The sequence below is a fragment of the Entomohabitans teleogrylli genome, assembly GCF_001484765.1.
Taxonomy (GTDB): domain Bacteria; phylum Pseudomonadota; class Gammaproteobacteria; order Enterobacterales; family Enterobacteriaceae; genus Entomohabitans; species Entomohabitans teleogrylli.
Genome location: NZ_LLXO01000021.1, coordinates 26852 through 51685, shown reverse-complemented (window position 1 = coordinate 51685; position 24834 = coordinate 26852). Strand labels below are relative to the sequence as shown.

Here is a 24834-nt window from a genome sequence, read left to right as displayed (position 1 = left end):
CCGGTATTAGTGATATACAGGTTTGATTACTACGGACTGCTAACTTTCTGATTTGCTGCTGTTTCACCATGGTCGGGACGGTTGCCAACAGCGCCCTTTGCTCTGTACCCTGGTTACCTCCTCTCACACAGAGCTACGAGCCGAATAACAAACCGGCAACGTCTGCCCAGGGCTTGAATGCAAATCCGGATACGTGCAGTCTACTGCATACAAGGCGCTAAGGAGACCGTAAATGGCTGATAAAAAAGCAACGCTCACCTGTCAGGGTGAAGCTGCCGTCGAACTGGATGTGCTAAAAGGCACACTCGGTCAGGACGTTATAGATATCCGTAGTCTTGGTTCGAAAGGGGTGTTTACTTTTGACCCGGGTTTCACCTCTACCGCATCATGTGAATCCAAAATCACATTTATCGACGGAGATGAAGGCATTCTCCTGCACCGCGGCTTCCCGATTGACCAACTGGCGACCCACTCCACTTATCTGGAAGTGTGCTACATCCTGCTGTATGGCGAAAAACCCACCGCAGAACAGTTTGAAGAGTTCAAAACAATTGTTACCCGCCACACCATGATCCACGAACAGATTACCCGTCTGTTCCACGGTTTCCGTCGCGACTCACACCCAATGGCGGTGATGTGCGGCGTTACCGGCGCGCTGGCGGCGTTCTACCATGACGCAATGGACGTCAACAATCCGCGCCACCGCGAAATCGCCGCATTCCGCCTGCTGTCCAAAATGCCGACCGTGGCGGCGATGTGTTACAAATATTCGATTGGTCAGCCGTTCGTATACCCGCGTAACGACCTGTCCTATGCCGGCAACTTCCTGAATATGATGTTCTCCACGCCGTGTGAAACCTACGAGGTGAACCCGGTACTGGAGCGCGCCATGGACAGGATCCTGATCCTGCACGCGGATCACGAGCAGAACGCGTCAACCTCAACAGTGCGTACCGCAGGCTCTTCCGGCGCTAACCCGTTCGCCTGTATCGCTGCCGGTATCGCCTCCCTGTGGGGACCGGCGCACGGCGGCGCCAACGAGGCCTGCCTGAAGATGCTCGAAGAGATCAACCGTAAAGAGCATATTCCGGAATTCATTCGCCGCGCTAAAGACAAGAACGACTCTTTCCGCCTGATGGGCTTTGGTCACCGTGTCTACAAGAACTACGACCCGCGCGCCACCGTTATGCGCGAAACCTGTCACGAAGTGCTCAACGAGCTGGGCATGAAGGACGATCTGCTGGAAGTGGCCATGGAGCTGGAGCATATTGCGCTCAACGACCCCTACTTCATTGAACGCAAGCTCTACCCGAACGTGGACTTCTACTCCGGCATCATCCTGAAAGCGATGGGTATTCCGTCGTCGATGTTTACGGTTATCTTCGCTATGGCGCGTACCGTAGGCTGGATTGCCCACTGGAACGAAATGCACGACGACGGCATTAAGATTGCCCGTCCGCGTCAGTTGTACACCGGCTATGACCGTCGCGACTTCGTCTCTGATGTGAAGAAAGGCTGATAAGCGAACCGCTGAACGCCTCTGTTAACGCGTTTAAGATACTGACAAACCCCATACTGCGGTGTGGGGTTTTTTATTTTTATTTGCTTAAGCCACTGGCCCCCCTGTGGCGGGGATCCTACCCTTTTAGCAGCCAGTTCCGACACGCGCTGGCGGTTTTCCTGACAGTCACCCCGTTATCCACCTGTGCGAGATCTTTATGTTAAAACAATCGCTGCTGATACTTTCCCTGTTTGGTGCCCTGGCCACTCCCGCGCTGGCAACCCAGACCGATAATGAACAGAAAAACAAAGAAAACGTGGTCAATTTTTATAATAAGGCGCTGAATGATAAAGATTTCGCCGCGGCCAGACCCTACCTGGGCGATGAATACATCCAGCACAACCCTACCGCCGCCGATGGCGTTGAAGGCTTCCAGCGCTTTATTGAGTTTCTGAAAAATAAATATCCCAACTCGCGCAGTGAAATTAAGCGAGTGCTGGCGGATGGCGACTATGTGATTTTACATGTCCAGACAACGGGCCGGGAACCGGGCGTGACCAAAGCCATCGTCGATATTTTCCGGCTCAATAAGCAGAACAAAATCGTCGAGCACTGGGACGTTATCCAGACGGTTCCGGAAAAAGCGGCAAACAATAACGGCATGTTCTGACCCTGATTCCGGCGCACGCAGGAGCCAATCGCCAGGCTCTGCCGGCGCCGGATTAATCGGCCCCCAGCAACACCAGCAGTTGCCCAAGATGTTCAAACATCGTCATCAGCAACCTTTCAAAAAACGGCCCCAATGTGGACATACCGGCCATCAGCGCCCACATTCCGACGGTCAGCGTCAGGGGAAACCCCACCACAAAAATGGAGAGCTGCGGCGTCAGGCGGTTAAGCAGGCCGAGGGAAAAGTTAATTGCCAGCAGCAGCGTGACAATCGGTAGCGCCAGCATCAGACCGCTGCGAAAGACGACGCCCGCCGAGTGGGCAAGATAGTAAAACGCCCCACTGTTCAGCCCCTGCGTCCCCACCGGCAGCGCGACAAAGCTGTCGCTGAGTACGGAAAGAAACCACAGATGACCATTGAGCGACAGCAGTAACAGCATCGCCAGCAGATTGAGGATCCGCGCAATCACCGGCATATTGGTGCCGCCGGAAGGGTCGAAAAAGGTGGCGAACGACAGTCCAATCTGCAAACCTATAATCTCGCCGGCGGTACGCACCGTCACGAAGATCAGCTGCATCATCAGCCCCATCGCGGCGCCAATCAACAATTGCTGACCCATCACCAGCAGACCCGACAACGAGACGATAGCCAGCTCGATTTCCGGCAGACCGGGGCTGATGAGAAAGGTAATCAACAGCGCCAGGCCGATTTTCACCTTCTTCGGGATTTCGCTTTCATTAAAGACCGGCGCGGTAGTGAAGATAGCCAGCACCCGCAGCGCCGGCCAGAATAGCTGGTTGACCTGCTGCGTCAGCGCTTCTATAGACAGGGTCAGCATCGCTTAGCCGATAATGTAAGGCAGGTTGCTGTACAGCGTGCGCATATAGTCAATGAACAGGGTCAACATCCACGGGCCGAGGCAAATGGCCACCGCCAGAATGACCAGAATCTTGGGAATAAAAGAGAGCGTCATCTCATTAATTTGCGTCGAGGCCTGCAAAATACTGATGATCAACCCGGTAAACAGCGCCGCCAGCAGTAGCGGCACCGCAATCATCAGGCCGACTCTCACCGCCTGAAACCCCATCGCCAACACGCTTTCTGGCGTCATTCCGATCTCCTTGCGCAGGCTAACTAAAGAAACTCTGGGCCAGTGAACCGATGATCAACTGCCAGCCGTCCACCAGCACAAACAGCATCAGTTTGAACGGCAACGAGATAGTCGCCGGCGGCACCATCATCATCCCCAGCGCCATCAGAACGCTGGCGACCACCAGATCGATAATCAGGAACGGAATAAACACCGTGAAGCCTATCTGGAAAGCGCTTTTCAGCTCGCTGGTGACAAAGGCCGGCAGCAAAATACGCAGCGGCACCGCCTGCGGCGTGGCGAAATTGTCCTCTTTAGCCATGCGCGTATACAGCGCCAGATCCGTTTCACGGGTCTGCTGCAGCATAAACTCCTTCATCGGCGTCGCCGCCCGCTGTAACGCAGTCTCCATCGATATCTTATCTTCGCTCAGGGGCTGCCAGGCGTGACGGTAGATATCATTAAACACCGGCGACATCACGTAGAAAGTCACAAACAGCGCCAGCCCTAACAGCACCTGATTCGGCGGCGTGGAGGGGGTACCCAGCGCGTTACGCAACAGCCCCAGCACAATGATGATGCGGGTAAAACCGGTCATCATCAGCAGTATCGCGGGCAGAAAGGTGATGGAAGTCAGCAGGAATAAGGTTTGGAGCGGCAGAGACCAGCTTTCTGCCCCGGAACGCAGCAGCATGACATCGCTATTGGCCGCCAGCCCTGCCGGAGCCGCCAGCAGCAGCGCGCATCCCAGCCCCCACAGCGCTCCCCTGATGCGCCGCCGGGCGGCATTTCGCGCACTTTTCATGATGCCGGCTCCGGTCGGTTTTTCCTGAGTATTCTGTCCAACAGGCGCTGGAAATGGCGCTCCGGCAACGTCCCGGGAAGCGGATCGCTGGCCTCCTCTTTCCCCAGGGTAGCAAGGTAGCTGATATGCGACGACGTCACCCCCAGCAGCAGCCGTTTGCCCTCCACCTCAACAATTACCACCCGCTCACGGGGTCCCAATAGTTGGCTGCTGGTGACTTTCAGCGGCTTGTGACCGCGCACCGCGCCGGGGGCCAGCCCCGCGCGCCGGACTATCCACGCCACCGCAGCGATAAACAGTAAAATCAGCGCCAGAGCGCCGCCAACATCAAACAGCAGCGCGCCGGGCGCCGCGCTGTCAAGCGCTGGCGCCAGCCCGACCATCTCGCCGGAAAGAGGATTTTTCATTAGCGGCTCAGGCGGTGCATACGTTCCGAAGGGGTAATAATATCGGTAATGCGGATCCCGAATTTATCGGACACCACCACCACCTCCCCCTGGGCAATCAGATAACCGTTAATCAGGATATCCAGCGGTTCTCCGGCCAGACCGTCCAGCGTGACTACCGAGCCCTGACTCAGGCGCAATAACTCCTTGATAGTCATTTTGGTGCGCCCCAGTTCCACCGTCATCCGCACCGGAATATCAAGAATCAAATCCAGATCTTGCGAAAAATGACTCATCGCGGCTTCCGCCGTTCCGGGAGCGGCGGCCCCGGCGCTTTCCGCGCCGAGCTGTTCGCTCATCGCCTCGCCCCACAGATCGTCAATGGCGGATTTATCAGCATCCGCAGTGGATGTGGTGTTACTCATGGGTAACTACTCCTTTTTTAAAGATCCTAAAACGGGGTTGATCATCTGCTCGACTTTCAGGGCATATTGCTTATTCACACAGCCATACAGGCCGGAAAATACCGCGACACCGTTCACTGAAACCTCAACACTGTCCGGCTTGTCGATGGTTATCACATCCCCCTGTTTCAGCTTCATAACGCGCGACAGACGGGTTTCTATTTCCGCGAAATTAGCCACCAGTTCCAGTTCGGTCTCGCGCACCTGCGACGCCAGAGTGTCGCGCCACTGGGCATCTTCCTGGCGGGAGTTTTCCATCGGCGGGTTGGTCAACAGTTCGCGCAGCGGTTCAATAATGCTGAAGGGGATGCAGATCTCGAACTCGCCGCGGTGGGGACCGATTTCGACATAAAACGGCGTAGTCACCACAATATCGTTGGGCGACGAGGTGATATTGGTGAATTTGACCTGAACTTCCGCACGGACATATTCAGTGCGCAGCTTGTAGATTGAACTCCACGCGTAGTCGTAGGCCTCCAGCGCCATTGTCATGATGCGCTGAATAATGCGCTGCTCGGTCGGGGTAAATTCACGCCCGTCCACCTTGGTAGGGAAACGACCATCGCCGCCAAACAGATTATCCACCGCCATAAACACCAGATTGGGCGAAAAGACGAACAGCGCAGTGCCGCGTAGCGGATTCATATGGACCAGATTCAGGTTCGTCGGTACCGGCAGGTTGCGCGCAAATTCGTGGTAGGGCTGGATTTTAATATGACCGGCGGTGACATCCGGGCTGCGGCGCAGCAGGTTAAACAGCCCGATGCGAAACTGGCGGGCAAAGCGTTCATTAATAATTTCCAGCGAATGCAGGCGTTCGCGCACCACACGGCGCTGAATATTCGGATCGTAGGGTTTAATCCCGTCATCCCCTGGCGCCACGGTGCTATGGTGTTCGCTTTCGCTACCGCTGCCGCCATTTAACAGACGGTCGATTTCCGCCTGGGACAATGCACCGTCAGACATAATCGCTACCGCAGAATAAAGGCGTTAAATAACACATCGGTCACCGTAATGCGCTGGCTGGTGGAGAATGGCTGATTCACCACCTCTTTAATTTTATCTACCAGACGATATTTCCCCTCGTCGGTAGATAACTCTTCGGCGGTCTGTTTCGAAAATAAAATAAGCAGTCGACTACGTACTTCGGGTAAAAAACTGTCGAGCACGTTTTTCGCTTCGTTATCCGCTACCCGCAGCGTTAAGCCAATATACAGCACCCGATCAATTTCCTGCTCGGTGGGTTTCAGGCTCACCGTAAAAGTATCCAGCGGCATATATATCGGATTGATCGGCGGCGCCGGTGGGATATTCTGCTGGCTGACATTGCCATGCTGCTTAATATTATTCATCTCATACAGCGTATAGCCCGCCGTGGCGCAGGCGCTCAACGCAACCAAAAGTAACAGCGGGATAATAAACACATTTCGATTACCCCCTGATGGCGTATTTTGATTCCTTTTTGGCATGGTATGAAAATCCTGATGTCTGTTATTTGGATGCTGGTATGCGTCTTTTGAATTATATCCGCCATTCTATTACAGCCAGGCGACGGAACAATTCGCTAAACAGGTGAAATTACTGCTGGCTGATTTATGGTTAACAATGGCGCTCAGACATAAGTATTAATTCCCCCACGGCGCGGAGTCACCCCCATAGCGCCGTCCGCTGCGCTATCAAACTCCTCAGGGTGAGCGCCCTCCTCTTGCTGGCGGCGCGCAGAAGATGGCGGACGATGTTCATCATCCCGCGCCGCGGCGGATTCCGATCCGACGCTGCTGTGGCTGAGCTGAATCCCCGCCTCCGACAGGGCGTGGCGCAGAGTCGGCATCGCCGCCTCCAGCGCGGCGCGCACCTGGTGATGTTCACTGAACGCCTGCAGACTGACCTGCTCATTATTGAGGCGTAGGTGAATTTTAATCACCCCCAGCTCCTGCGGATTGAGACGGATTTCAGCGTGATGGATATGGTTGCGGGTAAATACCGCCAGTTGCTGACCCAGCGCATGGCGCCAGGCGTCACTGCCCGGCGGCGGCGCAATGAACGCTGTCGCGGTCGGCGGCGCCGCGCTTAATGACGCAGTATGCGCAACGCCAGCCGCCGGGCTACTGACGGAGGCGCTGAGCGGCGCCGGATTGTCTGCCGTCATCGCCACCTTCACCGGCTGGCGCCCTTCCCCTGCCAGCGGCGCCGCCTCATTGCTGCGGCCCGCGCCCTCCCGCAACGGTGTGATAGCAGGCAATCGCGGCTCCTTTACTTCCGTGGTCAAAGGGGCTTTTTCCGCGATCTCCCGCACCGGCGTCGGCGGGCCATCGCTAAAGGAGAAAGCCGCCATCGCTTTGCTCAACGGCGTGGGATCGCCCGGCATCTGTGCAGTACGCAGCGGCATAGCGAGCTCATTGCCTTCATCAGCGACCGGCGGCGGTACCGCCTGCGGCGCCAGTAGCGCAGCGACCTGTTCGATATCGATCAATAACGCGGGCAACACCGCCGTCGGCGGAGGATCGCGCTCCGGCGGCGCCTTTTCAGGCGGCGCAGCGAGTAATACGGGCGTTTCCGGCAGCAGCAACTGGGCCATTTTCTCTTCCAGATCGGCGGCAAAAGCGCCGGTCTCTCCACCTGGCATCAGGTGCTCGTCAGACAGTGGGCTGGAAACTATTAACCCGGGGAGGATATTCACCATCACATTCCCTCTTTGCTATGGCCGGCGCGCCGGGCAAACTCATCCATCTCTTTCTGTTCCTGACGCTGTTCCCGGGCCAGGCGTAGCGTATCGGCGCGCTGCTTCAGGATATCGAAGGCATTCAGACGCTGCTTATCCTGGCGCCATGACGCCAGCGCCTGGTTAACCGACTGCTGGCAATCATTGACATGACGGGCGTGCTGACCCATAGCCTGGCCGAGAGAATCGATAAACAGTTGCAGGTTAACCAGCTCCCCCATCGTCAGACCTTTGCCGACAATATGGTCATGCAGCGCCTGTTGGTACTCCTGCTGGTAACCGGTAAGTTGCTCCATCTGGTTTACCGCCCGGCTATAGTCCTGCTGAACCCTCCCCAGTTCCGCTGTGGCGTCCTCAAGCTTCTGCTGCGCCAGATGGCGCAGCATCTCCATCGCAGTGGTGGTCATCGCGTCATCCTCCTCTTAACCGGCAAAAATCGCCTCCAGCAGACGCCCGGCGTCATCGTAGCTGCAGTTTTCATTGATGTTCTGGCGCAGCCAGGCTTCCATCTGTGGATACAGCGCCACCGCGCTGTCCAGCAGCGGATCGCTGCCCGCGGCATAGGCGCCGACGCTGATCAAATCGCGGTTGCGCTGGAAAGCGGAAAGCAGCTGTTTAAACCGACATACCGTGGCGTGGCGCTGGCTGGTCACCAGTTCAGTTATCGCCCGGCTGACAGAGGCTTCAATATCGATCGCCGGATAATGGCCCGCCTCCGCGAGGCGGCGCGACAGCACAATATGACCGTCAAGAATGGCGCGCGCGGAATCGGCGATCGGGTCTTGCTGATCGTCCCCTTCGGTAAGCACGGTATAGAAAGCGGTGATCGACCCGCCGCCCTTAATCCCGTTACCGGCGCGCTCAACCAGCGCCGGCAGTTTGGCAAAAACTGAAGGCGGGTAACCTTTGGTCGCCGGCGGTTCGCCGATCGCCAGCGCGATTTCGCGCTGCGCCATGGCGTAACGCGTCAGGGAATCCATGATCAACAGCACATCTTTGCCGCGATCGCGAAAATCCTCGGCGATGCGCGTGGCATAAACCGCCCCCTGCATGCGCAGAATCGGCGAGATATCCGCCGGGGCGGCGATCACCACGGAACGCTTCACCCCTTCTTTGCCGAGAATGTTTTCAATAAAATCTTTGACTTCCCGCCCGCGCTCGCCAATCAGCCCGACGACAATCACGTCCGCCCGGGTGTAGCGCGCCATCATCCCCAGCAACACACTTTTACCCACCCCGGAGCCGGCAAACAGCCCCATCCGCTGGCCGCGCCCCACGGTCAGCAGGCCGTTAATCGCCCGTACGCCGACATCCAGCACATCTTTAATCGGGTCGCGCAACAGGGGATTGAACGGCGCAGTAAACAGCGAGTCGCAGTGCTGGCGGCCAGGCGGCGGCAACCCATCCAGCGGACGGGCGCAGGCATCCAGAACCCGCCCCAGCAGCGCCGGCCCCAGCGGTAATTGTTTGCCAGCGCTGCCCTCCAGCGCGTAAACGCGGGCGCCGGGCAACACACCGTCGACGTTCTCCAGCGGCATCAGGTACAGCACATTGCCGTTAAACCCCACCACCTCGCTTTCCACCCTGGCGATGCCGTTATTGTGGCGACGCTCGACAATACACAGGGTGCCGATCGGCAACTGTAGCCCCACCGCCTCCATCACCAGCCCGGTGGCGCGGGTGAGCTTACCGTAGCGGCGGAACGCCGGCAGCGTGGCGATGCGCGCTTCCTGGCTATCGATAGCCCCCAGCCAGTGGGTGAGACGCGCCATCATCGGCACGACTCCTCGCGGCTCAGATCGCACAGCTCCCGCCAGCGGGTCTCCAGGGTGGCGTCAATCTCCCCCAGCGGTGAAGTGATGCGGCAGCCGCCCGGCAACATATGCGCATCGCCGCGCAACTGCCAGCCCAGCGATTTCAGCGTAGCGCCGAGATGCTGCTCCACCAGCGCGACCTCTTCATGGTTGACCCACAGTTGCGCCTCCCCCTTCAGCAACGGGTCCTCTTCCACCAGTTGCTGAATTTTTTCCAGCAGCAAAGCGTTATCAATGACCACGCTTTTACCTACCAGGGCGCGCACCGCGCTCAGCGAAAGCTGTACCAGACGCGATGGAATCACGCAGTCGAGACTATCCAGCGCGGATTTAAACGCCTCCAGAAGCTGGTTGAGCTGCCCGGCATTGTGCGCCAGCTGCGCCTGCGATTCGGCCAGCCCCTGCTCCAGCCCCTGCTGGCGACCCTGGCTCAGCCCCTCTTCATAACCGCGTTGGCTCCCTTCTTCGAGGCCGCGCGCCTCGCCCTGGGCAAATCCGGCTTTCTCAGCCTGCTGGCGCAAACGGGATAATTCAGCCTGGAGCAGTTCTTCTGACGGGTAGTTTTTGGCCGGCGCCGTTATCTCGGGTTCGCGGTGGCGGGATTCCGCCAGTAAATCCGTCGGCTGCCAGTGCTGCCAGTTTTTATCAGACATAGACATCCTCGCTGCCGCCAATCACCACTTCGCCGCTCTCCGCGAGGCGGCGCACCACCAACAGAATATTTTTCTGCTCGGCCTCGACCTGCGACATACGCACCGGCCCACGCGAGTTGAGATCTTCCTGCATAATCTCCGCCTGGCGGCGTGACATATTGCGGAAGAATTTATTACGCAACGGCTGATCGGAACCTTTCAGGGCGACAATCAGCGATTCGTTATCCACTTCCTGAAGAATGCGCTGGATACTGCGGTCTTCCATATCCACCAGATTTTCAAACAGGAACATCTCATCGATAATTTTCTGAGCCAGATCCTGGTCAAATTCGCGCACCGCCTCGATAGCCGACTCTTCCTGCTGGGTTTTCATCAGATTGAGGATCTCCGCCGCCGGACGAACGCCGCCCATTTTGCTGCGCTTAAGGTTCTGACCATGCAACAGGCCATTGAGGACTTCGGTCAATTCCTGCAGCGCGGCGGGCTGGACGCCGCCGAACGTAGCGATACGCAGCATGATGTCATTGCGTTCGCGATCGTCGAACTTCGCCAGCACATCCGCCGCCTGGCCGCGCCGCAGGTGTACCAGAATGGTAGCGATGATCTGCGGGTGTTCGTCGCGAATTAAATCGAACACCATCGCCGGCTCCATGAAATTGAGCGTTTCGATGCCGTTATGGCTGTTTTGCGAATCCAGCAAATCTTCCAGCATGCTGGAGGCGCGCTCTTCCCCGAGCGCCTTCACCAGTACGCTGCGCAGGTAGTCGCTGGTATTGACGCTCAGCGCCGCGAATTCAGTCGCGTCTTTCTGAAACTCCCTGAGAACGCTGGACAATTCTTCATGGGTGAAACCGCTGATGCTGACCATAGCCGAGCTGATTTGCGTGACTTCCCGGGTATTGAGGTGCTTAAACACTTCCGCCGCACGCTCATCGCCCAGCGTCAGCATCACCACGGCGCTCCTTTCATAAGCATTCATTACTGAGCGTGCTCCTTATTCATCCACTGCCGCAACACCAGCGCGATCACCTGCGGATCCTGTTCCGCCATTTCACGTAGCTGCTGCGTATGTAGTTCGGCATCCACGCGCTGCTGCGCTTTAACTCTGGCTCCGCTCTCTTTTTCACGGACCAGGGCATCCAGTTCCGCCTGGCGTGCCTCTTTCTCCAGCTCCAGGCGCTGCAGCGCCAGCTCCTGATGGCGTAACCAGGAAGGCTGAACCGCTTTGCGCCATAACACCCAGGCGACAATGCCGATCAACAGATAACGTACCGCCGCCATCAGCAGATCGATCACATCAGGCTGGCGCCACAGCGGGATATCCGCCTCTTTATCGGCGCTGCTGAACGGCGAATTGACGACATTGACGGTATCGCCGCGCGCCGCGGAATAGCCAACGGCCTCTTTCACCAGCGCGTCAATTTGCGCCATCTGCTGCTGTGATAGCGCTTCGTCCACGCCCTCTTTTCCCGGCAGGTGATTGATGACCACCGCCACGGAAAGGCGTTCGATAGTGCCACCGCCGCGCCTGATATGGGTCAGGGTACGGTCCAGTTCATAATTGACCGTTTCATCTTTGCTGCTGTTAATGGGCGTCAGCGCCGTTGATTTGTCGCCTGCCGCCGTCCCCTGAGACGCGGTTATCGGTTGGGTGAGCGGCGCTGCGGCCGGCGTCGGCGGCTGATTACTTAGCGCTCCCGGTACGCCGCCCACGCCAGAGCTTCCCCCCTGCTGCGCATCGCTGCTCTGACGGCTGCGGATCGCCCGCTTTTCCGGGGCGTTATTCGGCTGATACTGTTCGGCGGTCTGTTCGTGGCTGGTAAAATCCAGTTGGGCGGTCACCTGCGCTCTGACGTTTCGGGAACCGACCAGCGGCGCCAGGATAGCGTGAATCCGCTGCTGATAGTCGGTCTCCACCTCCGCGGTATACTTTAATTGCGAAGAGTGCAGTTGCCCGGCGCCGTTCTGGGTCAGTAACCGACCGCTCTGATCCACCACGGTGACGCTTTCGGCGCTCAGACCCGGCACCGCGCTGGCGATTAAGTAGCCTATGGCGCTCACCTGTCCGGGCTCCAGCATCCGGCCCGGGTGCAGATTCACCGTCACTGACGCGGTCGGTTGCTTTTGCTCACGAACAAACAGCGAAGGTCTGGGAATAGCCAGATGGACGCGGGCGCTTTGCAGCGGTCCCAGAGATTCAATCGTCCGCGACAGCTCCCCTTCCAGCGCCCGCTGGTAGTTCACCTGCTCACTGAACTGGCTGATACCGAATTTTTCCTGGTCGAGCAGTTCAAAACCCACCGAGCCGCCCTTCGGCAACCCCTGCTGAGCCAGTTTCAGGCGCGCATCATGTACCTGGTCCGCCGGCACCATAATCGCCCCGCCCCGGTCGCTAAACCGGTACGGGATATTCATCTGCGTCAGTTGCGCGACAATCGCCCCGCCGTCCCGGTCGCTAATATTGCTGTATAGCACCCGATAAGCTGGCGCGGTGGCCCACAATGTCAGAGCGATGATCGCCGAAAGGGCCGCGGCGGCACTCACCAGTAATACAAGTTTTGGATGTGCGCGCAGGCGTTCAAGCGCCGTCATCAGAGTAGCAATGTTATTCTTACTGGCATTAGTTGTGGCATGCATGCCGAATTCCCGTAACAAATAAATAACGCCCCCGACACGCCTTATTACGTGCCGATATGCCGCCCGATGGCAAACTGAAACCACACTTGTGAATCGTTGGCAAAATTCAGAATCCTATTATCAGTGAAACGGTTTTTTTTTAAGTCGTAATAAGCGAAAACTTCTGTCTGCTTATCGTATTTTTTCCGCCGCGCCACACCATGGTAAGCTGCAAAAATAAGCCCCACTGTATTCGACAAACATAAATAACAGGAAAATCTAATGACCATTAATCCAGTAAACGGACTGGCGGAATCCATCCCCGTCAGTCAGGCGCCGGTGATTCCCGCGCCGGGAAATAACAACCATAAACCGGTCTCCTTTTCCACACTGTTATTTAACGGCGTAAATAAAATTAATACTCTGCAATCCGCCGCCAGAGCGCAGTCAGAAGGTTTTATCTCCGGTTCGCCGGATATTGCGCTTAATGATGTGATGGTCGCACAACAAAAATCATCTATCGCTTTAAACCTCGGTATTCAGGTACGTAATAAAATGGTTAGTGCCTACCAGGAAATTATGAATATGGCGGTATAAACCGTGTCATTAACGCCCAATAAACACACCAGCAACACTGTATTGACCGAAGTATTGATGTTTCTCTTCGCTGGCGGCGATAACCCGTCTGTTGATCATCCTGCGCCGGATGCCATATATGAATAATATTTGTCGTGCTGCTCAAACCACCCCTCGCGCATTATCGATCGAGGAAAGTATTAGCAGCGCTGAAATTGCCAGAATCGGCGCCCTGATTTACCAGCGCGCCGGTATTGTGCTCACCCATCAGAAACGCGATATGGTCTATAACCGTCTTTCACGCCGCCTGCGTGAATTGAACATGACCCATTTTAGCGACTATCTGCGCTATCTGGAGGACAACCCTCACTGCGCCGAGTGGCAGGCATTTATTAACGCGCTCACCACCAATCTGACCTCATTTTTCCGCGAGTCTTATCATTTTCCGATTCTCGCCGGGCACGCGCAGGCGCGACGCGGCGCCTACAGCGTATGGTGTACCGCCGCCTCCACTGGCGAGGAGGCCTGTTCCGTCGCTATCACACTGGATGAAACGTTAGGCCGCTGCGCCGCCGGCCCACGGGTATGGGCGACAGATATCGATACCGATGTTCTGTCCACCGCCAGAGCAGGTATTTATCGCTTAAACGACCTCAGCAGCCTGACGGCTGAACAAAAAAAACATTACTTCCTGCGCGGCGTCGGCGCCCAGCAAAATCGGGTGAAAGTCAGAAAAACGCTGCTGGAGACGATTCATTACCAGCACCTCAATTTACTGGATCAGACCTGGGATGTTCCCGCGCCGTTTGACGCGATTTTCTGTCGCAATGTGATGATCTATTTCGACCAGAAAACCCAGACCCTGCTGCTCAAGCGCTTTGCCGGATTACTCAAGCCAGGCGGTCTTTTATTCGTTGGTCATTCTGAACACTTCGGCAATATCAATGGGTCTTTTCGCCTGCGCGGCCAATCCGTGTATGAACTGTCCGGGGAGAGAGGATGAACAAGATTAAAGTGCTGTGCGTGGATGACTCCGCGCTTATCCGCAATATTATCAGCGACATCGTCAATCAACAGCCCGATATGGAGATGGTAGCCACGGCGCCGGACCCGCTTATCGCCCGCGATCTGATCAAACGTTTTAACCCCGACGTCCTGACCCTGGATGTCGAAATGCCGCGCATGGATGGCCTCGATTTCCTGGCGCATCTGATGCGCCTGCGGCCCATGCCGGTCGTGATGATCTCTACCCTGACCAGCAAAGGCTCAGAGATTACCCTGAGCGCGCTGGAACTTGGCGCCGTCGATTTTGTCGCCAAACCGCAAATGGGCATTAAAGAGGGCATGCAGCAATACAGCGAAACCATTGCGGAAAAAATTCGCATTGCGGCAAACGCCGTGGTTCGCCGCCGTCCCGCTCACACGCCGCCCCCCACGATGCTCTGCGCGCCGCGACCGGGCAGCGAGAAAATCATTGCCATCGGCGCTTCCACCGGCGGTACGGAAGCGCTGCGTCAGGTCCTGGAGCCGCTTCCGGGTTCCTGTCCGGGTCTGGTGATCACTCAGCATATGCCCGCCGGTTTTACCCACTCTTTTGCCGCCCGGCTGGACAAACTGTGCCGCATCGCCGTCAGGGAAGCGCAGGACGGCGAGCGGGTGCTCCCCGGCCATGCTTATATCGCCCCGGGAGCGCGGCATATGGAACTGGCGCGCAGCGGCGCTAATTACCATATCCGTATCCACGACGACGCGCCGGTTAACCGCCATCGTCCGTCAGTGGATGTCCTGTTCCACTCTGTCGCCGCCTGCGCCGGGAAAAACGCCACCGGCGTTATCCTCACCGGCATGGGCAACGACGGCGCCAAAGGGCTACTGGCCATGCGCCAGGCCGGCGCCCATACCCTGGCGCAGAGTGAAAAAAGCTGCGTGGTTTTTGGTATGCCGCGTGAAGCCATCCTGTCAGGCGCCGCCTGTCAGATAGTCGACCTGGAACAGATGAGCCAGCAGATGCTGAATAGCGTGACGGGCCAGGGACACCGAATCTAACGCAGCCGTCGCTGCTTACTTACCTGCCCCGCCAGCGGGGATAACCAATATCAGGAATCAATATGGCCGATAAAAATTTACGCTTCCTGGTGGTCGATGATTTCGCCACCATGCGTCGCATTGTCCGTAACCTGCTTAAAGATCTTGGCTTTAATAACGTCGACGAAGCGGAGGACGGCCTTGATGCGCTGGGGAAATTACGTGAAGAAAAATACGACTTTGTCATCAGCGACTGGAATATGCCCAATCTGGACGGACTGGAACTGTTGTCAGCGGTTCGCAAGGACGGCGCCCTCAGCCACCTGCCGGTGCTGATGGTGACGGCGGAAGCCAAGCGGGAAAATATCATTGCCGCCGCCCAGGCCGGCGCTAGCGGCTATGTGGTGAAACCATTTACCGCCGCCACGCTGGAAGAAAAGCTCAGCAAAATTTTTGAAAAGCTCGGGTGGTAAGCATGGATGCGCAAAAGGAAAAAATGACGCCCCCAGACGAGAATTTCAAAGAGCTTTTCTCGCGCATTGGCCATCTCACCCGTCTGCTGCGCGACAGCCTGACCAATCTTGGCCTTGAGCGGGCGATTATTGACGCCGCGGAGGCGATCCCCGATGCCCGCGATCGCCTGTGCTATGTGGTGGGGAAAACCTCCCAGGCCGCCGACCGCGCCCTGACCTGCGTGGAGACCGCGCGCCCGCTGCAGGATGAACTCAGCGCCTCCGCCAGCGCCCTGAGCGCGCGCTGGGACGCCTGGTTCGCGGCCCCACAGGAACTGACGCTCGCCAAAGCGCTGGTCAACGATACCCGTCGTTTCCTCAGCGATACCCCGAAAATCGCCGCCCAAACCAATGAGCAACTGATGGAAATCATGATGGCCCAGGATTTTCAGGATCTCACCGGCCAGGTTATCCAGCGGATGATGAATCTTATCGAGCAGGTTGAAAAAGAGCTTATTCAGGTGCTGCTGGAAAATGTCCCCTACCCTCAGGAGTCGCAAACCACGAGCAACCTGAAAAACGGGCCGCAAATCGATCAGTCAAAAAGCGGCGTCGTCGCCACCCAGGATCAGGTTGACGATCTGCTGGAAAGCCTGGGCTTTTAACGCGCCCGAATCCGCTAACCCACGCCGCCCACTCACCCCCGCGGCCTGGATCAGCAACACCCTTTTACCGCCACAGAGAATCCGGAGCCAATGTCACAGCAGGACAGTGATGCAGAAAAGACCGAAGAACCTACCCCCCAGCGCAAGGCGAAAGTTCGCCAGGAGGGCAATGTTCCCCGCTCCAGGGAACTGACGTCACTGCTGATGTTACTGGTGGGCTGGGGGCTTATCGTCTCTGGCGGCGATCTCATCGCCCGGCGGCTGGCGCTGTTGCTGCACAGCGGCCTGAGTTTCGACCGCATGCTGCTACTCGACGCCAGCGCCATGGCGCGCCAGTTGCGACACCTGCTGGTCATGGCGGCGACCTCGGTGGTGCCGCTGCTGCTGGGATTGCTGCTTACCGGGCTGGTGGCGCCGATGCTGCTCGGGGGCATCAATTTCAGCGCTAAATCGCTGAAAGTCGATCTTAAACGCCTCAATCCGCTGTCTGGTCTGAAGCGCATGGTGTCTGCGCAGATGGTTTCGGAACTTCTCAAAAGCGTCCTTAAGGTAGCACTGGTGGCCACGGCCGCCGGACTGTTTCTCTACGCCAGTAAACACTCGTTGCTGCAACTCAGCGCCATGCCGCCAGGGGAGGCGCTCGGCGCTGCCCGCGGGCTGATCGCCGGATGTTTGCTGATGGTGATCCTCGCGCTAATCCCAATGGTCGGTTACGACGTGTTCTGGCAGATTTTCAGCCACCTGAAGAAACTGCGTATGACGCGTCAGGAAATCCGCGACGAAATGAAACAGACCGAAGGCAATCCGCATATTAAAGGGCGCATCAGGCAGCTCCAGCGCGCTGCCGCGCGCTCGCGCATGATGAGTGAAGTCCCGAAAGCCGATGTCATCATCACCAACCCCACCCACTACGCCGTGGCGCTCAACTACCGGGAGGGCACAATGGCCGCCCCGGTGCTGCTGGCTAAGGGCGCCGGGGAAACGGCGTTGAAAATCAGAGAGCTGGGTCGCGAGCACCGTATTCCGACGCTCGAAGCGCCGCCGCTGGCGCGAGCGCTGTTCCGCCATTGCGAACCCGGCGAACCGATCCCCGGCGAACTCTACAGCGCGGTGGCGGAGGTGCTGGCCTGGGTCTATGGCCTGCGCCAGTGGCGCCAGAACGGCGGTACCGCGCCCGCTAAACCAACCAACTTACCGGTGCCCGCGGCACTGGATTTCCCACAAGAGAGTCAAGAGTAATGGCCGGCTACGCTAGCAAACTACGCATCCCTGATCTGAAACAGACCCAGTGGCAGATCCTCGCCGGGCCAGTATTCATCATGATGATCCTCGCCATGATGGTACTGCCGCTGCCGCCTTTTATCCTCGATATGCTGTTTACCTTTAACATTGTCCTGTCGCTGATGATATTGCTGGTGGCGATGTTTACTCAGAAGACCCTCGATTTCTCGGCGTTTCCCACCATACTGCTGTTTTCCACCCTGCTGCGTCTGGCGCTGAATATCGCCTCAACGCGCATTATCCTGATGGAGGGGCATAACGGATCCCATGCCGCGGGGCGGGTGGTTGAAGCCTTTGGCCATTTTCTGGTCGGCGGCAATTTCGCCATCGGTATCGTGGTTTTCGCCATCCTGGTGATTATCAATTTTATGGTCATCACCAAAGGCGCCGGACGTATCGCGGAAGTGGGCGCCCGTTTTGTGCTGGACGGGATGCCGGGTAAACAGATGGCTATCGATGCCGATCTCAACGCCGGGCTAATCGGTGAAGAAGAGGCCAGAAAGCGTCGCAATACCGTCACCCAGGAATCCAATTTTTATGGTTCGATGGACGGCGCCAGCAAATTCGTGCGTGGCGACGCCATCGCCGGTTTGATAATCATGGCCGTCACGATTATCGGCGGCCTGCTGGTGGGTATTCTGCAACACGATATGAATCTCTCCACGGCAGGCCAGACCTACACTCTCCTGACCATTGGCGACGGTCTGGTAGGACAAATTCCGGCGTTGATTATCTCGACCGCCGCCGGGGTTATCGTCACTCGCGTCGCCACCGACCAGGATGTCGGCGAACAGATGATCGGCCAGTTGTTTAACAACCCGCGCGTCATGGTGCTGACCGCCGCTATCGTCGGCCTGCTGGGGATTATTCCCGGTATGCCGAACCTGGTGTTTCTGCTGTTTACCGGTTCTCTGCTCGGCGTGGCCTGGTGGCTGCGCGGGCGCGAGTTGCAAAACGACGCCAGCCCCCGGCGCAATGAGGAAAAAGCCAGCGCCCAGGCCCAGGCTGAAGCCGCGCAGATCAGCGAAGCCTCCTGGGCTGATGTGCAACTGGAAGACGCACTCGGGCTGGAGGTCGGCTACCGCCTGATCCCGATTGTCGACAGCGCGCAAAACGGCCAGTTGTTGACGCGTATCCGCGGAATCCGCAAGAAGTTCGCCCAGGAGATGGGATTTCTGCCGCCGCCGGTCCATATCCGCGATAATCTCGAACTGTCGCCCTGCGCGTATCGCATTCTGCTCAAGGGGGTGGAGATTGGCCGCGGCGAAGCGCAGCCTGACCGGCTGATGGCGATTAATCCCGGCTGTTCGGAAGGCTCCCTGCCCGGCACGCCCTGCCAGGAGCCGGCATTTGGCCTGCCGGCCATCTGGATTGATGAGGTGCTGCGCGAACAGGCCCAGACCCTCGGCTATACCGTGGTGGACGCCAGTTCGGTCATCGCCACGCATCTTAATCACCTGATCGCCAGCCATACTGATGAGTTGTTTGGTCGCCAGGAGACCCAGCAGTTGCTGGAGCGTCTTGGCAAAGAGATGCCGAAACTGACCGAAGATCTGATCCCCGGCGTGATATCCCTGACCACCTTCCACAAGGTGCTGCAAAACCTGCTGGCGGAACGTATCTCGATTCGTGATATGCGCACCATCATCGATACCCTGGCCGAATTCCCGGGCCAGCAGCACGATGCTGACGAACTGACCGCCCAGGTGCGTATCCGGCTGGGCCGCGCGATTACTCAGCAGTGGTTCCCGGGGGACGACGAGATTCAGGTTATTGGTCTCGATCTTAACCTTGAGAGGCTCCTGATTCAGGCCAGCCAGAGCGGCAGCGCTATTGAACCGGGCATTGCCGAAAATCTGATGCGCCAGACGGAGAAAGCGATTCTCCAGCAGGAGTCGCTGGGCGCGCCGCTGGTGCTGCTGGTTAATCAACCGCTGCGATTTATGCTGTCACGCTTCCTGCGGCGGGTTTTCCCACAACTGGCGGTGCTGTCAAACCTTGAGATCAGCAGCAACCGCACCGTGCGTATGACCGGGATTATCGGCGGTGCATCATGAAGCGGGGAGTGCGCTGCGCGCTCCTGTTCTGCCTGTCATTACCGCTAACGCTGCACGCCGCCAGCGGCGCCTGGAGTCAAAAGAGCGCTGGCGGCGTGCTGAGCGTCGGCAATCAAAAACTCAGTAGCTCACGCCTGGCCGCGCCGCCGGGTACCACGGCGCAGGCCCGGGTGACCCGTATTTCATGGCAGATAGCTTTACTGACGCCGCCCCCGCCAGAGCTGGAGGCACACCTGTGCAGCCCCGCCCGCTGCATTAAACTTCACGGCCTGGCGGGCAGGCTAACACCGGATGTCGCGCTGCCTTCACGCGGTCCGTTCTGGTTTGTCTATATCGTTAAGCGTCGCGGGCCGCTTACGCCGCCGCTACATGTGGTGAGCAATACCCTGACCGTCAACCACGCCGTCTCCCTGGCCACAGATGAATAGCCCCGGGGACGGGCGGAGATTAACAGAAAAACAAACAATCAGCGCCATTCGCTGCCGGACTGGCAGCGAATATAGCGCGGCGGGTTACTGGAGCATGGAGGTGAAGTGGCTTGAGTAGGCCTGGGTATACTTTTTGCCGCGGTTCAGCGCCGACATATCCCGGCACAGAACATCAAGACGATCCTGCAACACGCGATTAATTTCAGCTTCATTTTCTATCAGGCGGTTAACAATCCCCCTCAATTGCGCTTTCTCGTCGGGCATCAGTTCACTGTGCTGGCGTTCCACCATCTCCTGCAGCGTGGTGACATAGTCCCCCGCCAGTTCAATAAATCGCTGCCACTCGCCCTGTCTGGCCATCGCCAGGAGTAGCGTGTTCTGTTGATAGAGCGTTTCATAGTCTGCAATAAAAGACTTAGCCATGAGGTAGCCGCCTGTGCTGAGGGTCAATTTCTTTCCAGGTACTGGCCAGGTTCATTAACAGCTCATCAATATGGGCCAGTTTTTCCGGTTCGTTGCGTAAATTGCATTCCAGTAAAGTACGTGACATGTATTCGTAGAGCATCTCAAGCTGGCCGGCAATCTCTTTACCCCGATCGTGATCGAGGGCGGCGCGCAGCCCGTTATCAATGATATTAATGGCCTTTGAGATCATCTCGCCGCGCTTCGCGACCTCGCCGTTGGCGAAATAGATTTGCGCGCGCACAAGCGCATTGTGCGCGCCATCAAACAGCATCGAGATGAGTTGATGCGGCGTCGCCCCCGCCAGTTGGCTCTCCAGACTCACCTGGGCATAGGCTTTAATTTCCCGGCTACCGTACATAGCGAAACTCCATGGTGAACGGGCAGAACGCACCGGTGTCCTACCCGGAATGGTTTACATCATCAATATCAGCGCAACGTCTGCAAAATCGCCGAAAGCTGGGCGCTCATACTGTTAAGCCGACTCATGGTGGTATCAAGCTGCTGGAACTGTACCCGGTGGCGCTCAACGGAAGCGTCAATCAGACGCTGTGTTTTGTCTATCTGATTTTGCAGAATATCGACCTGCGAGTTCAGGCTGTCGGTGGACATCTGGATAATGCCGTCGATTTTATTCTCTTTATCCCCGATATATTTGGTGATGATACTGTCCAGCGTGGCGGCGAGCCCCGGGTTCTCTTCACTCCCGACAAACATCAGCGCGATGCCGTCGGCATTGTCGGAAATCGCCGCATCAAGCTTGCTTTCATCAAGGGTCATCTGGCCGGTGGCGGCATCAATCTTAATGCCGATATCCGCCAGAGCGCCAAACTGCGCATCGCCAGGGCCATACACGCCATTCGCCGCCGAACGCAGCTCCCCTACCATACCGCGCAGGGTCGCATCCCCCATCAGGGCGCCATTTTGCGCATTGGCGCTGGCCAGTTCGTTATTCCCGAGACTCGAAGCATCATAAGGGACATACTTACTGGAGCTGGCCGTAAGTCCCATCAGCGAGTTGTACTGGGCGACAAACTCCTGCACGCGGCTTTTGACGGCTGAAGGGTCTTTATTCAGCGTTAACTGTTCGGCCTCCGTGGATTCGGCCTTCAGGGTCAGGGTAACGCCGTCCAGAATATCGCTGATGGTGTTGTTGGAACGGGTAAAATCGCTGCCGTCGACGGTCAGCCGGGCATCCTGCGCCGCGGAGACCACCGTCATGCGGTCCCCCTGTTGCTCATCGCCGCCATGGCGGGTATTTAACACGTCGCCAAGCTGGTCATCGCCGTCCACACGCACGCTCATCTCGCCTGCGGAGCCGGTTTTTTTCGAGCTCAGTACCAACTGATACCCCTCGTCGGTACGCTGAACAGAGGCGCTGACATCGCCATTTTCCCGGTTAATCGCCCGGGCTATCTGACTCAGAGAGGTTTCATCATCCCTGAGCTTCACTTGCATTTTGCTGCCGTCCTGCTGGGCGATAGTGATGGTGCGCGTCTCTCCGGTCTCTGCGCCCAGCCGTTGCTCCTGGCTCTGATGAGGCGCGGTTTTGATCTTATGCGCCATCGCCAGTTGGTGTACCGTCACCGAATGGGTATCCGCACGCGCATCGGAGGTGGCAGTGGCGGTAAATGCCGTGTTACTGCTCACCGCCAGCGTGTTAAACGCTTCGCCATTGAGCTTTGCGACGTTGGTTTGCAGCGCCGCCAGCGAACCGGAGATCAATCCCCAGGCCGATACCCTGGATTTATAGCTACTCTGCAACGCGGTATAAGGGGTCAGGCGCGCCTGTTCGCCGCGCCTGATTTGCTCAAGCATCGTTGCCGTATCCAACCCGGAACCAATACCTAAGGATGATATAGTCGCCATCCGGCTCTCCTTGTGGCGTTATTTTATACATTCATGGTCATACTATTAATTATCGGTTTTAGCGCTGCAAAGATTAATTTTTTTACAGTTATCCGGCAACCCGACAACGCCACCAAAACACTTACTGGCGTTTTTCAGGAATTCAGCGAATATTTTCCGTGTTGTACCGGCGTGCCCGTTGTTCAAAACAATGAAATAACCACAAACCTGACAGCAATTCAGCGGATTGCCATAAAAAATTAAAAATAAAAATAATCACCAACAAAAACAATGCACTAATAAAACAGCGAAAGTAAGCGCACTTATGCGCGCAATTCTAAGGCTAATCGTCGGAACTAACATTGACTGACAAAAAAGTCTTAAATATGGCCCTTTTCTTATCAACCTCGCGCGATACAACCCACCCCCGTTGATGCATTTAAGAAAATTTCACTCGGTAGCTAATTTTAGTTTTTTAGTCGCCAACCGATATTTCTGGTATGCGCAAGATATTACGCATAACTAAAAAACGATTCGTTTTTAGAGATATTAAATAAGGAGCTAAATATGTCACAGGTCATTAATACCAACGCACTGAGCCTGGTTGCGCAAAATAACCTGAACAAATCCCAGTCTGCGCTGGGCACGTCTATCGAACGCCTCTCTTCCGGCCTGCGTATCAACAGCGCCAAAGACGATGCGGCGGGTCAGGCGATCAGTAACCGCTTCACCGCCAACATCACCGGTCTGACCCAGGCGTCGCGCAACGCCAACGACGGTATTTCTATCTCTCAGACAACCGAAGGCGCTCTGAACGAAGTTAACGACAACCTGCAGAACATCCGTCGTCTTACCGTACAGGCGCAAAACGGCACTAACTCTGAGTCCGATCGCAAATCCATCCAGGACGAAATCAACGCCCGTCTGGATGAGATCAACCGCATCTCTGAACAGACCGAGTTTAACGGCGTGAAAGTTCTGAGCAAGGATCAGACGCTGGGGATTCAGGTCGGCGCCAACGACGGCCAGACCATTGATATCAACCTGAGCAAAGTGGATTCGACCACTCTCGGGATGAGCGGCTTTGATGTCACCACTATCGCCAGCAAAGTGAACGCAGGCGCCACCATTGCGACGGCCGGCGCCGCCTCCAGCTATCAACTGGAAGACGCTGACTTAACCAGTATGAAAGAAACTGCGTTCGGCGTAGGCGGCAGCGGCGATATTTTCCAGGTTAAAGATGACAACGGTAATGATGTACTGGTTGCGGTAGGTAAAAACAGCAGCGGCGCCGATGTCGCGAAAGTGGTTACCGCCACGACGACGCAAAAAGTGGACGGTTCCAGTAACCCGATTCCCGGGGAGTTCACCGTCGCGTTCACAGCAGCCACCGATGCCACAGCCGCCCAGTTATCGAAAACGTCGCCGCTGGATACCATTGACGCCGCCATGGCCCAGGTCGACGAACTGCGCTCCGCGCTGGGCGCCACCCAGAACCGCTTCGATTCGGTCATCAGCAACCTGAACAGCACGGTGAATAATCTTTCCGAGTCCCGTTCACGTATCCTGGATGCCGATTTCGCTTCTGAAGTCTCTGAGATGAGCCGCGCCAACATCCTGCAATCCGCCGGTATTTCGGTGCTGGCCCAGGCCAACCAGGTTCCGCAGAACGTTCTGTCTCTGCTGCGTTAATCGTCCTGAGTAATAAAAAGCCCGGCCAGTACAACACTGGCCGGGCTTTTTTGCGCCTGCGGTTCGGGGAATACCTCGCCGTCAGCAGAAGATTCCCCCCACGCGCCGCGGGAAATTACGCCACCTCCGCAGCGGAAATTTTCTCCACCAGCGCCATCTCCTCACTGCTGAGCAACTTCTCAATATCCACCAGAATCAGCATCCGCTCATCCACGGTGCCCAATCCGAGCAAATATTCCACCGCCAGCGTCGAGGAGATATCCGGCGCCGGCTTAATGTGATTGCCGTCCAGCGTCAGCACGTCGGAGACGCCATCGACAATGATCCCCACCACGCGGTCGGAAAAATTGACAATAATAATGACCGTATTGGCATTAAATTCCGCCGCATCAAGGCGAAATTTAACCCGCAGATCGACAATCGGGACGATCACACCGCGCAAGTTGGTTACGCCAATAATAAAGTCCGGGGTATTGGCAATGCGCGTAACGCGATCGTAACCACGAATCTCCTGTACCTTAAGGATTTCGATGCCGTACTCTTCTTCACCCAGCGTGAAGACCAGATAGCCCTCACCCATGTTCTGCTCACTAAACTGCTTTTCTGCACCCGAGAAATTCATGCCGT

At 56.9% G+C, this 24834-nt stretch carries 28 protein-coding genes; 11 read left to right on the top strand and 17 right to left on the bottom strand.

Annotated features, from left to right (window positions below; translation table 11 throughout):
* The first annotated feature begins 232 nt into the window (after positions 1–232).
* Together AQ981_RS20320 and AQ981_RS20315 are read left to right on the top strand one after the other, a co-directional pair.
* Positions 233–1519 (top strand): citrate synthase, encoded by a 1287-nt coding sequence (locus AQ981_RS20320; protein ID WP_058913582.1) that lies wholly within the window; start codon positions 233–235, stop codon positions 1517–1519.
* A 199-nt stretch (positions 1520–1718) separates the two neighbouring features.
* The gene (locus AQ981_RS20315; RefSeq protein WP_058913581.1) at positions 1719–2171 is read left to right on the top strand and encodes a nuclear transport factor 2 family protein; all 453 of its coding nucleotides are present in this window, start codon (positions 1719–1721) and stop codon (positions 2169–2171) included.
* A 52-nt stretch (positions 2172–2223) separates the two neighbouring features.
* Here AQ981_RS20315 and fliR read toward each other — a convergent pair whose 3' ends face one another.
* The 13 genes from fliR to fliF form a co-directional block, all read right to left on the bottom strand.
* A complete protein-coding gene (gene fliR, locus AQ981_RS20310; protein ID WP_058913580.1) occupies positions 2224–3009 on the bottom strand; it encodes a flagellar biosynthetic protein FliR in 786 nt (261 codons plus the stop codon).
* Positions 3010–3012: 3 nt separating this feature from the next.
* On the bottom strand, positions 3013–3282 hold the full coding sequence (fliQ, locus tag AQ981_RS20305; protein WP_058913579.1) for a flagellar biosynthesis protein FliQ: 270 nt from the start codon (positions 3280–3282) through the stop codon (positions 3013–3015).
* Between the two features lie 19 nt (positions 3283–3301).
* Positions 3302–4066: a flagellar type III secretion system pore protein FliP gene (gene fliP, locus AQ981_RS20300; protein WP_058913578.1), complete on the bottom strand. Its 765-nt coding sequence runs from the start codon at positions 4064–4066 to the stop codon at positions 3302–3304.
* On the bottom strand, positions 4063–4473 hold the full coding sequence (fliO, locus tag AQ981_RS20295) for a flagellar biosynthetic protein FliO (protein WP_058913577.1): 411 nt from the start codon (positions 4471–4473) through the stop codon (positions 4063–4065). The genes fliP and fliO overlap by 4 nt, the downstream gene beginning before the upstream one ends.
* Positions 4473–4877 carry a flagellar motor switch protein FliN gene (fliN, locus tag AQ981_RS20290; protein WP_058913576.1) on the bottom strand — a complete coding sequence of 135 codons (405 nt, stop codon included), beginning with the start codon at positions 4875–4877 and terminating at the stop codon, positions 4473–4475. Before fliN ends, fliO begins: the two co-directional genes overlap by 1 nt.
* 6 nt (positions 4878–4883) lie before the next feature.
* Positions 4884–5882 (bottom strand): flagellar motor switch protein FliM, encoded by a 999-nt coding sequence (gene fliM / locus AQ981_RS20285; protein ID WP_058913575.1) that lies wholly within the window; start codon positions 5880–5882, stop codon positions 4884–4886.
* 5 nt (positions 5883–5887) lie between these two features.
* Positions 5888–6385 (bottom strand): flagellar basal body-associated protein FliL, encoded by a 498-nt coding sequence (gene fliL / locus AQ981_RS20280; protein ID WP_058913574.1) that lies wholly within the window; start codon positions 6383–6385, stop codon positions 5888–5890.
* A 143-nt stretch (positions 6386–6528) separates the two neighbouring features.
* On the bottom strand, positions 6529–7599 hold the full coding sequence (locus AQ981_RS20275) for a flagellar hook-length control protein FliK (protein ID WP_058913573.1): 1071 nt from the start codon (positions 7597–7599) through the stop codon (positions 6529–6531).
* On the bottom strand, positions 7599–8045 hold the full coding sequence (gene fliJ / locus AQ981_RS20270) for a flagellar export protein FliJ (RefSeq protein WP_121500699.1): 447 nt from the start codon (positions 8043–8045) through the stop codon (positions 7599–7601). Before fliJ ends, AQ981_RS20275 begins: the two co-directional genes overlap by 1 nt.
* 15 nt (positions 8046–8060) lie before the next feature.
* Positions 8061–9413: a flagellar protein export ATPase FliI gene (fliI, locus tag AQ981_RS20265; RefSeq protein ID WP_058913572.1), complete on the bottom strand. Its 1353-nt coding sequence runs from the start codon at positions 9411–9413 to the stop codon at positions 8061–8063.
* Positions 9410–10105, bottom strand: coding sequence for a flagellar assembly protein FliH (locus AQ981_RS20260; protein WP_082683235.1), 696 nt, complete (start codon positions 10103–10105; stop codon positions 9410–9412). The genes fliI and AQ981_RS20260 overlap by 4 nt, the downstream gene beginning before the upstream one ends.
* On the bottom strand, positions 10098–11084 hold the full coding sequence (gene fliG, locus AQ981_RS20255) for a flagellar motor switch protein FliG (RefSeq protein WP_058913571.1): 987 nt from the start codon (positions 11082–11084) through the stop codon (positions 10098–10100). The genes AQ981_RS20260 and fliG overlap by 8 nt, the downstream gene beginning before the upstream one ends.
* Entirely contained in the window at positions 11084–12742 is a 1659-nt protein-coding gene (fliF, locus tag AQ981_RS20250; RefSeq protein WP_058913570.1) for a flagellar basal-body MS-ring/collar protein FliF, read from the bottom strand. Before fliF ends, fliG begins: the two co-directional genes overlap by 1 nt.
* Before the next feature lie 261 nt (positions 12743–13003).
* Here fliF and fliE point away from each other — a divergent pair, with 261 nt between their 5' ends.
* From fliE to AQ981_RS20210, 8 genes are all read left to right on the top strand, one after another.
* Positions 13004–13318: a flagellar hook-basal body complex protein FliE gene (gene fliE / locus AQ981_RS20245; RefSeq protein WP_071608966.1), complete on the top strand. Its 315-nt coding sequence runs from the start codon at positions 13004–13006 to the stop codon at positions 13316–13318.
* Positions 13319–13436: 118 nt separating this feature from the next.
* A complete protein-coding gene (locus AQ981_RS20240; RefSeq protein WP_058913569.1) occupies positions 13437–14300 on the top strand; it encodes a CheR family methyltransferase in 864 nt (287 codons plus the stop codon).
* Positions 14297–15343, top strand: a complete 1047-nt coding sequence (locus tag AQ981_RS20235) for a protein-glutamate methylesterase/protein-glutamine glutaminase (protein WP_058913568.1) — start codon at positions 14297–14299, stop codon at positions 15341–15343. The genes AQ981_RS20240 and AQ981_RS20235 overlap by 4 nt, the downstream gene beginning before the upstream one ends.
* Positions 15344–15405: 62 nt before the next feature.
* Entirely contained in the window at positions 15406–15795 is a 390-nt protein-coding gene (cheY, locus tag AQ981_RS20230) for a chemotaxis response regulator CheY (protein WP_058913567.1), read from the top strand.
* Between the two features lie 23 nt (positions 15796–15818).
* The gene (cheZ, locus tag AQ981_RS20225) at positions 15819–16439 is read left to right on the top strand and encodes a protein phosphatase CheZ (RefSeq protein WP_058913635.1); all 621 of its coding nucleotides are present in this window, start codon (positions 15819–15821) and stop codon (positions 16437–16439) included.
* A gap of 90 nt (positions 16440–16529) precedes the next feature.
* Positions 16530–17678: a flagellar biosynthesis protein FlhB gene (flhB, locus tag AQ981_RS20220; RefSeq protein WP_058913566.1), complete on the top strand. Its 1149-nt coding sequence runs from the start codon at positions 16530–16532 to the stop codon at positions 17676–17678.
* The gene (gene flhA, locus AQ981_RS20215) at positions 17678–19777 is read left to right on the top strand and encodes a flagellar biosynthesis protein FlhA (RefSeq protein ID WP_058913565.1); all 2100 of its coding nucleotides are present in this window, start codon (positions 17678–17680) and stop codon (positions 19775–19777) included. The genes flhB and flhA overlap by 1 nt, the downstream gene beginning before the upstream one ends.
* Complete coding sequence (locus AQ981_RS20210) at positions 19774–20205, top strand: flagellar protein FlhE (protein ID WP_058913564.1); 432 nt, start codon at positions 19774–19776, stop codon at positions 20203–20205. The genes flhA and AQ981_RS20210 overlap by 4 nt, the downstream gene beginning before the upstream one ends.
* Positions 20206–20289: 84 nt before the next feature.
* On the opposite strand, the gene AQ981_RS20205 is transcribed toward AQ981_RS20210, so the two are convergent.
* The 3 genes from AQ981_RS20205 to fliD form a co-directional block, all read right to left on the bottom strand.
* Positions 20290–20628 carry a flagellar protein FliT gene (locus tag AQ981_RS20205; protein ID WP_249226357.1) on the bottom strand — a complete coding sequence of 113 codons (339 nt, stop codon included), beginning with the start codon at positions 20626–20628 and terminating at the stop codon, positions 20290–20292.
* Positions 20621–21028, bottom strand: a complete 408-nt coding sequence (fliS, locus tag AQ981_RS20200) for a flagellar export chaperone FliS (RefSeq protein WP_058913563.1) — start codon at positions 21026–21028, stop codon at positions 20621–20623. The genes AQ981_RS20205 and fliS overlap by 8 nt, the downstream gene beginning before the upstream one ends.
* Positions 21029–21096: 68 nt before the next feature.
* Complete coding sequence (gene fliD, locus AQ981_RS20195) at positions 21097–22536, bottom strand: flagellar filament capping protein FliD (RefSeq protein ID WP_058913562.1); 1440 nt, start codon at positions 22534–22536, stop codon at positions 21097–21099.
* 546 nt (positions 22537–23082) lie between these two features.
* Between fliD and AQ981_RS20185 the strand changes: the two genes are divergently transcribed.
* Entirely contained in the window at positions 23083–24207 is a 1125-nt protein-coding gene (locus tag AQ981_RS20185; protein WP_058913560.1) for a FliC/FljB family flagellin, read from the top strand.
* A gap of 115 nt (positions 24208–24322) precedes the next feature.
* On the opposite strand, the gene AQ981_RS20180 is transcribed toward AQ981_RS20185, so the two are convergent.
* A complete protein-coding gene (locus AQ981_RS20180) occupies positions 24323–24829 on the bottom strand; it encodes a chemotaxis protein CheW (RefSeq protein ID WP_058913559.1) in 507 nt (168 codons plus the stop codon).
* Positions 24830–24834 lie beyond the last annotated feature (5 nt).

Bases quoted from the DNA above. Each gene is read 5' to 3' on its own strand.
- fliP (WP_058913578.1), bottom strand. From the start codon at position 4,066: ATGAAAAGTGCGCGAAATGCCGCCCGGCGGCGCATCAGGGGAGCGCTG.
- flhA (WP_058913565.1), top strand. From the start codon at position 17,678: ATGGCCGGCTACGCTAGCAAACTACGCATCCCTGATCTGAAACAGACC.
- fliO (WP_058913577.1), bottom strand. From the start codon at position 4,473: ATGAAAAATCCTCTTTCCGGCGAGATGGTCGGGCTGGCGCCAGCGCTT.
- fliE (WP_071608966.1), top strand. From the start codon at position 13,004: ATGACCATTAATCCAGTAAACGGACTGGCGGAATCCATCCCCGTCAGT.
- fliS (WP_058913563.1), bottom strand. From the start codon at position 21,028: ATGTACGGTAGCCGGGAAATTAAAGCCTATGCCCAGGTGAGTCTGGAG.
- cheZ (WP_058913635.1), top strand. From the start codon at position 15,819: ATGACGCCCCCAGACGAGAATTTCAAAGAGCTTTTCTCGCGCATTGGC.
- AQ981_RS20205 (WP_249226357.1), bottom strand. From the start codon at position 20,628: ATGGCTAAGTCTTTTATTGCAGACTATGAAACGCTCTATCAACAGAAC.
- AQ981_RS20260 (WP_082683235.1), bottom strand. From the start codon at position 10,105: ATGTCTGATAAAAACTGGCAGCACTGGCAGCCGACGGATTTACTGGCG.
- AQ981_RS20210 (WP_058913564.1), top strand. From the start codon at position 19,774: ATGAAGCGGGGAGTGCGCTGCGCGCTCCTGTTCTGCCTGTCATTACCG.
- AQ981_RS20240 (WP_058913569.1), top strand. From the start codon at position 13,437: ATGAATAATATTTGTCGTGCTGCTCAAACCACCCCTCGCGCATTATCG.
- fliN (WP_058913576.1), bottom strand. From the start codon at position 4,877: ATGAGTAACACCACATCCACTGCGGATGCTGATAAATCCGCCATTGAC.
- fliF (WP_058913570.1), bottom strand. From the start codon at position 12,742: ATGCATGCCACAACTAATGCCAGTAAGAATAACATTGCTACTCTGATG.
- fliQ (WP_058913579.1), bottom strand. From the start codon at position 3,282: ATGACGCCAGAAAGCGTGTTGGCGATGGGGTTTCAGGCGGTGAGAGTC.
- flhB (WP_058913566.1), top strand. From the start codon at position 16,530: ATGTCACAGCAGGACAGTGATGCAGAAAAGACCGAAGAACCTACCCCC.
- fliD (WP_058913562.1), bottom strand. From the start codon at position 22,536: ATGGCGACTATATCATCCTTAGGTATTGGTTCCGGGTTGGATACGGCA.
- cheY (WP_058913567.1), top strand. From the start codon at position 15,406: ATGGCCGATAAAAATTTACGCTTCCTGGTGGTCGATGATTTCGCCACC.
- fliM (WP_058913575.1), bottom strand. From the start codon at position 5,882: ATGTCTGACGGTGCATTGTCCCAGGCGGAAATCGACCGTCTGTTAAAT.
- AQ981_RS20180 (WP_058913559.1), bottom strand. From the start codon at position 24,829: ATGAATTTCTCGGGTGCAGAAAAGCAGTTTAGTGAGCAGAACATGGGT.
- AQ981_RS20235 (WP_058913568.1), top strand. From the start codon at position 14,297: ATGAACAAGATTAAAGTGCTGTGCGTGGATGACTCCGCGCTTATCCGC.
- fliJ (WP_121500699.1), bottom strand. From the start codon at position 8,045: ATGACCACCACTGCGATGGAGATGCTGCGCCATCTGGCGCAGCAGAAG.
- fliL (WP_058913574.1), bottom strand. From the start codon at position 6,385: ATGCCAAAAAGGAATCAAAATACGCCATCAGGGGGTAATCGAAATGTG.
- fliG (WP_058913571.1), bottom strand. From the start codon at position 11,084: ATGAATGCTTATGAAAGGAGCGCCGTGGTGATGCTGACGCTGGGCGAT.
- fliI (WP_058913572.1), bottom strand. From the start codon at position 9,413: ATGATGGCGCGTCTCACCCACTGGCTGGGGGCTATCGATAGCCAGGAA.
- AQ981_RS20185 (WP_058913560.1), top strand. From the start codon at position 23,083: ATGTCACAGGTCATTAATACCAACGCACTGAGCCTGGTTGCGCAAAAT.
- AQ981_RS20275 (WP_058913573.1), bottom strand. From the start codon at position 7,599: ATGGTGAATATCCTCCCCGGGTTAATAGTTTCCAGCCCACTGTCTGAC.
- AQ981_RS20320 (WP_058913582.1), top strand. From the start codon at position 233: ATGGCTGATAAAAAAGCAACGCTCACCTGTCAGGGTGAAGCTGCCGTC.
- fliR (WP_058913580.1), bottom strand. From the start codon at position 3,009: ATGCTGACCCTGTCTATAGAAGCGCTGACGCAGCAGGTCAACCAGCTA.
- AQ981_RS20315 (WP_058913581.1), top strand. From the start codon at position 1,719: ATGTTAAAACAATCGCTGCTGATACTTTCCCTGTTTGGTGCCCTGGCC.